The organism is Bifidobacterium sp. POST2/T3 (B1), assembly GCF_058197115.1.
On record NZ_JBVPQK010000096.1, the window covers coordinates 1 to 8568 of the forward strand.

Sequence of the window (8568 nt, forward strand, 5' to 3'; positions counted from 1 at the left end):
GACGTCCCGCTGACCGAGCAGGGCGAGCAGGAGGCCCGCAAGGGCGGCAAGCTGCTCAAGGATAAGGGTGTTCTGCCGGACATCGTCTTCACCTCGCTGCTGCGCCGCGCCATCAACACCGCCAACATCGCCTTGGATGAGGCTGACCGCCTTTGGATCCCCGTCAAGCGCGACTGGAGGCTGAACGAGCGTCACTACGGAGCATTGCAGGGCAAGAACAAGACTGAGATCCGTGAGAAGTACGGTGACGAGAAGTTCATGCTCTGGCGCCGCTCCTATGCCACCCCGCCGCCCGAGATCGACCCTGACGACGAATATTCGCAGTCCCATGATCCCCGGTATGCCGGAGCCCCAGTGCCTCGCGCCGAGGCACTGGCCAACGTGGTCAAGCGCGTCACCCCTTACTGGGAGAGCGACATTGTCCCGGAGCTCAAGACTGGCAAGACCGTCCTGATTGCCGCTCACGGCAACTCGCTGAGGGCCATCGTCAAGATGCTCGACAACCTGACTGAGGATGAGATTGCCAAGGTCAACATTCCCACGGCCATTCCTCTGGTCTACGAGCTTGATGAGAACTTCAAGCCCATCAAGCCTCGTGGCGAGTATCTGGATCCGGAGGCAGCCGCCGCCGGTGCCGCTGCTGTGGCGGCCCAGGGCCAGAAGTGAAATTCTATAGATAATTTATCCGATGATGTGAATCGGACTTTGGACGCAGAGTGTCCAAAGTCATTAGAGGTGGTGCCCTCTACTTTTGTGGTGGGCGCCACCTTTCATATTCCTGATGCCTTTTGAGCCGGGGGTGAGAGCAAAAACGATGCTCTCACCCCTGATAATCTTGCTGCCTATCTGGTCCGGATGGTCAAGGCGACACTTTGTCCGGGCTCGACCTCTTCCTCTACGCCGACTGCGGATCCATCGTGAAGATGGATGACGCTGGCTTGGTATCGTCTACTTTGACCATTGAGTGTCACATCTTCCAACATTGTGTCCGGCTGCATGGAGATTTGCAAATAGGCATGCAGGGTCTCATCGGTCCTGTTGGTGAAGTGAAGTGTGTCGTCTACTTGCTCGAAGTCCACCTGACCACCACAGAAGGCCAGTCCTTTCCAGCTGAAATGACGCCAGGGCGTATAAGGAGCGATTCTGATGCTTCGTGCCTCTTGATCGCGTTCGACTCCCATGATGTCATGCAGGAAGAAACTGACAAACTCACCCGCGCACCAGCCGCACTTGCCCAGACCTCGTTTGACCTTGGTGGGTTCCTGCTCAGCATGCTCGAATGGCCACCACCAGAAGGATCCATCCAGATCAGTGGTTCTGCGGAGCTCAAGCAGGGCATCTTTGAGTTCTTCCCGCGTATTTGCCCTGCAGAGCCCATGGATATGGCCAGGATAGGTAATTCCGTTGCTGTCGTCAAAATCCCAGAAGTCGATCCCTCCTGTGATCGGCGCATAATACGGGTCTCTGGTGCTGTGGGCCCATCTGGCGTGATTGCGGATGAGTTCGTCGTCACGGCTGGTGAATCCGTAAACGGAGGCCAGTGTCAGGTCGCTTTCCTCTCCGTCATGGACGCCGATGATGCTCCCATCCCTGTTGGTTCCTTCCACATACATGGGCTTGCCATCAATGCTGCGGACGCATTTCTGACCAAGCGACTGGTGAAGTTCTTCAGCGATCTGTTTCAGCTGTCTCGTCTGATCGGCATCCAGAAGATCCGAAAAGTCCTCGGCCATGACCGTGGCTGCCTTCCAGGCTAGTATGTTGGACCCGGTATGGTAGTCGCCGCGTGACGGCCCGTCCGAAATGTAAAGAGTCTCATAAAGCTGCCCTTGCTCAGGTCGTTCAGCGATAAGATCGGCGGCCAGCCTACGGACGTATTGGGCGAATATTTTTTGGTTCACAGCGAATGCTGTGCGGCCATGCCGGTGAACCAACATAGAAGCCAGAACTATGGCGAGACAGGAATTGCCTAAGGAGTGTTCGAATCCGCTTGCTTCTGGATGCATTCGGGCCTCGCGTTCCCAAGCCTGGTCAGGAATGCCATACTGCGCAAGAAATTCGATCATGGGATTGGCCAGGTCAGGATTGCTGTCGACCAGCCCCATGGCGCAGTAGCCGAAGTCTCTGGTCCATACGTCGGGGAGTGGATTGGCGTTGGATCCCCAGAATGAGCCAGCTGCCTTGCCGTCTGCTTGCAGGAGAAGACTTTGTCGGGCTAGTTCAGCCGACCGGGTGATGAGATCACCGTACCATGGGTCTTCCGGAATCTGGACCTTGCCCAAGCTGCCCTTACGGGCTTTCAAGGTCGCTTTCAGAGCTGTCCGGCATCCATGAATGGTGTTAAATATCTGAAGGCCATCCTCTTGCTCTGAAAAATCGAAGACACTGGCCACGCTCCGACTTTCTCCTGGATCAAGCCTGAGCATAGTCTTGGATGTGCCGCTTGTGATAGGACTTTCTGATTCGCTCAAAAGATTGAATTTCAAGGGCAGAGCAACTGTCCCATCCTTGCCCCGTGTTGACGACAAAATCGATACATTTACGTCTAAAGGCGTGGTCCCCCGATTGGCGAGCTGGCAAAGCTGAATAAGGCACAAAGGTCTGCTGGCGCCTTCTTGGGGCACAAAGACGATGGTCTGGCTGTGCAGATCGCCTATCGAGGCATCGAAGACAGGTATGAGATCGTCGATGAAACTGAGTGCAGGTGATGGACATTGACGGTTCATGCAATTAATCTGCATTCCAATGTGTCCTTGGCAGAAAGCCAGCTTCTTGTACACGTAGACACCAGGAATGGTCTTGCCTCGCACGTCCTCGCGTCCTATTGCTACAACTGCGCGTCGCACCTGTCCAGTTCTGTCTAGGGCGGCCAAAAGGCGATTGTTGGATATATCGACGCTGAAAGGATAATCAGTGTATCTGCCCAGATCGTATTCCATGACCATGTCGTCAGGCCATTCGAGGCCTGCTGCGGCAAAGAAGCTAGCACGATTGCCAGCGGCACCTTTCGCATTGAATCCCATCAAGGTTTTCTCCGTTTTATTTTCTTGTTGATCCGAGGTTGGCGACGGCATCAACTGCTCCTTTCAGCAAGTTTGTGGGACGCGGGTATCGCTTCATAGCATGCTCGATGGCCCATCCATGGTCATGGAGTCCACATGGCTACATCCATGCTTCTAAGCACATGATAACGTATACATAAGCAAAGGCCAAAGACCTTGTGAACCAGCTGCCACATCATGTGTTTCGGATGGTTTGGTATTGTGAGCGCTGGTCCTATGAAAACTCAACTTTTGATATGGCGGCTGAGAGTCAGTGCTCTGGAGGGGCGGTTGTATTGCGCACGGCCAGGAAGGATGGCTGAATTTGCATGTTCATGTCAGGGTTTTCGCCCTCTAGCAATTTGAGAAGCGTCTGAGCGGATGACTTTCCCATCTCATAGGGATCCTGATGAATAGTGGTCAAACCGATTTCATGGGCGTAAGTCGAATCGTCGAAACCTGCAACCGATACATCTCGGGGGATTGTGTATCCCGAACGCTGCATGCAGAAAAGCAGAGGAAGGGCGTATTCATCATTCATGCAGATTATGGCTGTTGGGTGCTGGTCCAACCTGGCCAACTGGGATAAGGCGAAGTCCGCGCGGGTATCGTCCTTGGGAGCGTATACAACTGTGGGGTTCACCCGATCTCCTAGTTTGGAGCATATAGAGCGAAATGCCCGCAGACGTGCCTGACCGTTCCATTTGAAATGTTCTGTCTCCGGATCCAGACAGACATAGGCGATTTTACGATGCCCAAGGTTGACCAGATGGTTGATGACCAGTTCCATGCAACTGGTCTCATCTATGCCTATGGTTGCCGAAAATTCAGGAATTGGCTCAGTGTTGATCCCGATAAGCGGGATGCCTGTCGTGGCTAATTTGTCGGCCTCTGTGCAGGGTATTTGGAAAGAGACCACAAGCACAGCATCAGCATTGCGTTTAATAGACATATCCGAAAAGAATGCATGGCGTTCTTGCGCATCCGAAACGGCGTATAGAGCGATGTCGTACCCTGCGTCATGGAGGATGGAATTGAGGCCAGCCAGAACATGCGAGTCATACCAGGAATCCAATTCTCCGCCGGTCAGGAAGGCGATTCTTGCCGACTTGCCCGATTTCAATGCTGAAGCAGATCGTGAAATGGTGTAGTCCAGATCCTGTGCGACCTTGAGGACTTTTTCCCTTGTTTGCGGGAGAACCTTGTCGGGGAGGGTAAAAGTACGTGACACTGTAGCTATTGAAACCCCGGCACGATCTGCTACGTCTTGAATGGATGCGCCCACGATGCCCTCCTGTTTTTCCCAGGGCTTTTACCTGCAAAATCTTATCATGGCTACTCAAATGATGGATACGTATACATCATATATTTGTTCTTTACAAGAGAGACTTGTTTTTGAACCGGTTCTATGAGTCTGAATTAGACCTAATACGCGGGAAACTGACTGAATGGCTGGCTCTTAAAGAACTTGCAGGGCTATTACTTGCGTGCTAACGTTTACATCAACTGGCCGAAATGCCAATGAGGGTTGCTGTATATTCCATTTCGACTGGCCTAACCACAGGTCGAGCCGTCCTATTGCTTGCAGCGCGACGGTTCGAACGGGGCAGAGGAGAAACGTCAATGAAGATGACGAAGAACACAGTTATGCGCGTGCTTGCGGCGGCTCTTACTGCCGTGGCTCTTGCGCCTCTGTCGGCATGCGGTGGATCTGGAGGCGCCAATGTGACGACGCTCAGCTTCTTCCAAACCAAACCAGAGGCGGTAGAAGACTACACTAAGATTATTGCGGACTTTGAGCGACTGCATCCGAACATCAAAGTGGTGCAGAATCAGGTCTCTTCAGCCGACACAGCCTTGAGGGCTCTTCTAGTCAAGGATCGCACGCCTGATGTCATAGCGCTGAATCCCAACGGAAGCATGGGCAAGATGGCCAAGGCCGGGGTATTTTATGATTTCAGCAACACATCGATAAGCCATAGGATCCGCCCGGTCATGCAATCCGTGATCAATGGATTGGGACGAGATGGCAAGCAGATAAATATCGTGCCTTATGCCGGCAACGTATGCGGTATTACTTATAACATAGATCTGTTCAAGCAGCATGGCGTCAAGGTGCCTAAGACATGGAAGGATCTTGAGCAGGCAGTTGCCACTCTGGAAGCCGACGGCGTTGCCCCTTTCATTGGCACCTTGGGCGACCCCAATCGTGTTTCAACGCCTTTCGATGGTTTGGCCCCTTACTACGACAACAACGGGTTTTGGGACAAAATGCGTGCTGAAGGTAAAAAAGTAGGACCGGATTCGCCCGTTTCCTTCCAGAAAAACTTCAAACCTCTGATGGAACGGCTCTATTGGATTTACCAGCATTCGACCAAAGACGTGAGAACCATGACCTATGAGGACGGAACTTCCGCCTTCGCGCGGGGTGAGGGAGCCATGCTTTTGGCGGGGAACTGGTCCATGGCTCCGGTCCTGCAAATCAACCCCAAAATGCACATAGGCTTCTTCCCATATCCGACGGACGAGGCCGACAAGGCCATTCTCGTCTCTGGTGGAGATGTGGCGATCACCATGGGGGCGCATCCCAAGCACGAGAAGGAATCCATGGCCTTTATCAACTATCTGTATTCGGATGAGGTTCAACGTCGTTTTGTAAAGTCGCAACAACTCATTCCTTCACTCTCATCTATTCCTGTTGATGAGAATCCGGCCATGAAGCCGGCCAAATACTGGATAGATTCTGGCAGGATCCAGGGATATGCGGATCACCAGATACCCTCCAGCATCAGCTACAACCCGATATTGAACAAAGCAATGCTGGACGGCGACCTGGATTCGGCCCTCACCACACTCGACAAAGAGTGGGGCAAGGTTGCAGCCAGGACCATCGAGTGATCGGAGGCAAACGCATGACTACGACACAGACAACAGTGGCTGCGGGCACTCACAAGCATCGTCGATTTGCTGAAGCCACTTATTACTGGATGGTATGGCCTTTTATCATCCTTTTTGCTATCTTCCACACCATTCCCATGCTGGCAGGTATCTTCTTCAGCTTCACCAACTATGCCGGTTACGGAAAATGGCACATGGTGGGCTTGTCGAACTACGTCAATCTCTTTGGGGATGACAGGGTTCTCCACTCATACTTGTTCACCATCTTCTTTTCACTGGTAGCTACAATCCTGACCAATGTCATTTCATTGGCGATCGCCCTGGCTTTGAATGCCAGGATCAAGGCCAGGAATCTGTTCAGGGGCATCTTCTTCATTCCTTATGTGCTGTCCATGCTGATCATCGGGTATGTCTTCCAATTCTTCTTTTCCAAGTCAGTGCCGAAGATCTTCTCAGCGGTTCCTCTGCTCAGGGACAATATCCTGACCAATGAGCACTGGGCCTGGGTGCCTATCGTTATCGTGACGGTATGGCAGGCTTGCGCTTTTGCGATCATCATTTATCTTGCTGGCCTACAGACTATTCCTGCCGATATCTATGAGGCGGCTTCGCTCGATGGAGCCACAGGGTTCAAGGCGTTCAAATCCATCACTTTGCCTTTGATCATGGGCTACGTGACCATAAACGTGGTGCTCAATATCAAGAACTTCATGCAGGCCTTCGATCAGATAGTGGCCTTGACCGATGGTGGGCCAGGAATGGCTACTGAATCGGTGACTCTGCAGATTTATCAAGGTGGATTTACTGGCGGCGAATTCGCCTACCAGTCTGCCGATGCAGCCATTCTCTTCCTTATCATTACGGCTCTTTCAGTTATACAGCTTCGTTACCTTAATCCGAAGGAGGATTAAGCGCTATGACCTCCAGTCAAGTTATGAATGCCATTCCGACAAAGCCTTCAGGCATGAATCCACATACACGACAAGGCCATGAAAGGCGTCTCCATAGGGTCAATTGGTGGTTGACAGCCCTGGTGGCAGTATGCTCATTGACTGTTCTTGTACCCCTGTATTTTGCTGTGGCGGTCGCGCTTAAGAGCCCTGAACAGCTGGCTAAGGGGACGGGCTTTGAATGGCCCAATCCAGTGCATTGGGGCAATTTTGCAGAGGCATGGGCCCGAACCAATTTCCCCAGAGCGCTTATGAACACGGCCATGATCACGGTGTGCTCGGTTGTGCTGACTCTGTTGACCAGTTCGGTCTTGGCCTACGCGCTAGCCCGGAACATGCACAGGCCCTTCTTTAAGATTGCTTATTACTACTTCTTGGCAGCCATGTTCATTCCGTTCCCTATCGTGATGCTCCCGGTCGTCAAGGAAACGGGATTGCTTGGTCTTGATAATCAGGCAGGACTGATTGTGCTGTATACGTTATACGGGTTCTCGATGAACATCTTTCTGTATACGACTTACCTGCATTCCATCCCCATGGAGCTGGAAGAGGCCGCCCGGGTTGATGGGGCATCGACCTGGAGGGTGTTCTGGCAGATTATTTTCCCGCTTTTGATGCCGATGAATGCAACCGTGGGAATACTTACCTGCGTATGGGCATGGAACGACTTCATCATGCCTCTGGTGGTGCTTACTGACCCCGGTGCCAGGACTCTGCCTTTGGCCCAATACGTATTCCAGGGACAATACAACACCAACTACACCGTGGCCTTTGCTTCCTATCTGATGGCTATGGCTCCCTTGTTGATCGTCTATATATTTTCTCAGCGGTGGGTCATCTCCGGAGTAGTGCGCGGCTCTGTAAAGTAGGCGAATCTGGGTTCAATACCGTTGCGTAGAAGAGGAACGGCCCGCCACCCGACCAGCTGTCAGGTGACGGGCCGCCTCTTTGTTGTCCGGTCAGTCCAGATCGAGGTCGAGATCCTTGGGATCCTTGGAAGGGTCGAAGCCTGAGACGATGTAGACCACGCGCCGGGCTGCCGAGACGCCATGGTCTCCCAGACGCTCCATAAATCGTGCCACCAAGACCAGGTCGATTAACTGCTGCCTGGTTCCCTTCCAGTCGTCCGAGAGGGCATAGCCGAATGTCTGTTGGTGGAGCCTGTCCATCTGGTCATCGCTGACAATGATCTGCTCGGCTATGGTCGTGTCCCTGTCGGAGAGCATCTCGACCAGACGGTCTGCCATGACATCCAGAAAGTCCTGCATCTGTTTGAACAGGGGAATGACCTCGGCAGGCAGGGTCGGTTCGGGGTAAGAGCGCCTTGCAGTCTCAGCAATGTGCCTGGCCAGGTCCCCCATACGTTCAAAGGTTGCTGACAGGCTCAGCGTGGAGACCACCACCCGTAGATCAGTGGCCACAGGGCTCTGCTTGGCCAGGAGCCTGATGCATTGATCGATGATGCTGGCTTGGAGGTTGTCTATATCGGCATCCCCGTCGATGACTTCCTGGGCCGTCTCTACGTCGCAGTCCATCAGGGATCGTCCGGCTTTTTTGATGGCATCGCGAACCTTGGCAGCCATCCGATCGAGGTCGTCGGCCACCAGCCCCAGCTCCTCGTTGAAAATCACGCGCATTGTTCTTCCCTTTCGGCCTCGGTCAACGATATGACTACAGTC

7 protein-coding genes are annotated in these 8568 nt (G+C 53.0%); 4 read left to right on the top strand and 3 right to left on the bottom strand.

The genetic code is table 11. From position 1 onward, the window contains the following. The coding region (locus AC0AP0_RS06105; RefSeq protein ID WP_490429723.1) for a phosphoglyceromutase at positions 1-666 on the top strand (666 nt) is incomplete at its 5' end. A gap of 176 nt (positions 667-842) precedes the next feature. Here AC0AP0_RS06105 and AC0AP0_RS06110 read toward each other — a convergent pair. After that, positions 843-2393: a hypothetical protein gene (locus AC0AP0_RS06110; RefSeq protein WP_490429724.1), complete on the bottom strand. Its 1551-nt coding sequence runs from the start codon at positions 2391-2393 to the stop codon at positions 843-845. A 919-nt stretch (positions 2394-3312) separates the two neighbouring features. Beyond that, positions 3313-4326, bottom strand: a complete 1014-nt coding sequence (locus AC0AP0_RS06115) for a LacI family DNA-binding transcriptional regulator (RefSeq protein WP_490429725.1) — start codon at positions 4324-4326, stop codon at positions 3313-3315. 338 nt (positions 4327-4664) lie between these two features. Between AC0AP0_RS06115 and AC0AP0_RS06120 the strand changes: the two genes are divergently transcribed. The 3 genes from AC0AP0_RS06120 to AC0AP0_RS06130 are packed head-to-tail and all read left to right on the top strand — an operon-like array spanning position 4665 to position 7758. Next, positions 4665-5939 (top strand): ABC transporter substrate-binding protein, encoded by a 1275-nt coding sequence (locus tag AC0AP0_RS06120; protein WP_490429726.1) that lies wholly within the window; start codon positions 4665-4667, stop codon positions 5937-5939. A 14-nt stretch (positions 5940-5953) separates the two neighbouring features. Then, positions 5954-6850 carry a carbohydrate ABC transporter permease gene (locus AC0AP0_RS06125; protein ID WP_110413661.1) on the top strand — a complete coding sequence of 299 codons (897 nt, stop codon included), beginning with the start codon at positions 5954-5956 and terminating at the stop codon, positions 6848-6850. A 53-nt stretch (positions 6851-6903) separates the two neighbouring features. Then, complete coding sequence (locus tag AC0AP0_RS06130; RefSeq protein ID WP_416518175.1) at positions 6904-7758, top strand: carbohydrate ABC transporter permease; 855 nt, start codon at positions 6904-6906, stop codon at positions 7756-7758. A 90-nt stretch (positions 7759-7848) separates the two neighbouring features. On the opposite strand, the gene phoU is transcribed toward AC0AP0_RS06130, so the two are convergent. After that, positions 7849-8526, bottom strand: a complete 678-nt coding sequence (gene phoU / locus AC0AP0_RS06135) for a phosphate signaling complex protein PhoU (RefSeq protein WP_110413333.1) — start codon at positions 8524-8526, stop codon at positions 7849-7851. Between the last annotated feature and the right edge of the window lie 42 nt (positions 8527-8568).

What these genes read in the sequence shown, in the direction of transcription:
- AC0AP0_RS06120 (WP_490429726.1), top strand. Translation starts at nt 4,665, where the DNA reads ATGAAGATGACGAAGAACACAGTTATGCGCGTGCTTGCGGCGGCTCTT.
- AC0AP0_RS06125 (WP_110413661.1), top strand. Translation starts at nt 5,954, where the DNA reads ATGACTACGACACAGACAACAGTGGCTGCGGGCACTCACAAGCATCGT.
- AC0AP0_RS06130 (WP_416518175.1), top strand. Translation starts at nt 6,904, where the DNA reads ATGAATCCACATACACGACAAGGCCATGAAAGGCGTCTCCATAGGGTC.
- phoU (WP_110413333.1), bottom strand. Translation starts at nt 8,526, where the DNA reads ATGCGCGTGATTTTCAACGAGGAGCTGGGGCTGGTGGCCGACGACCTC.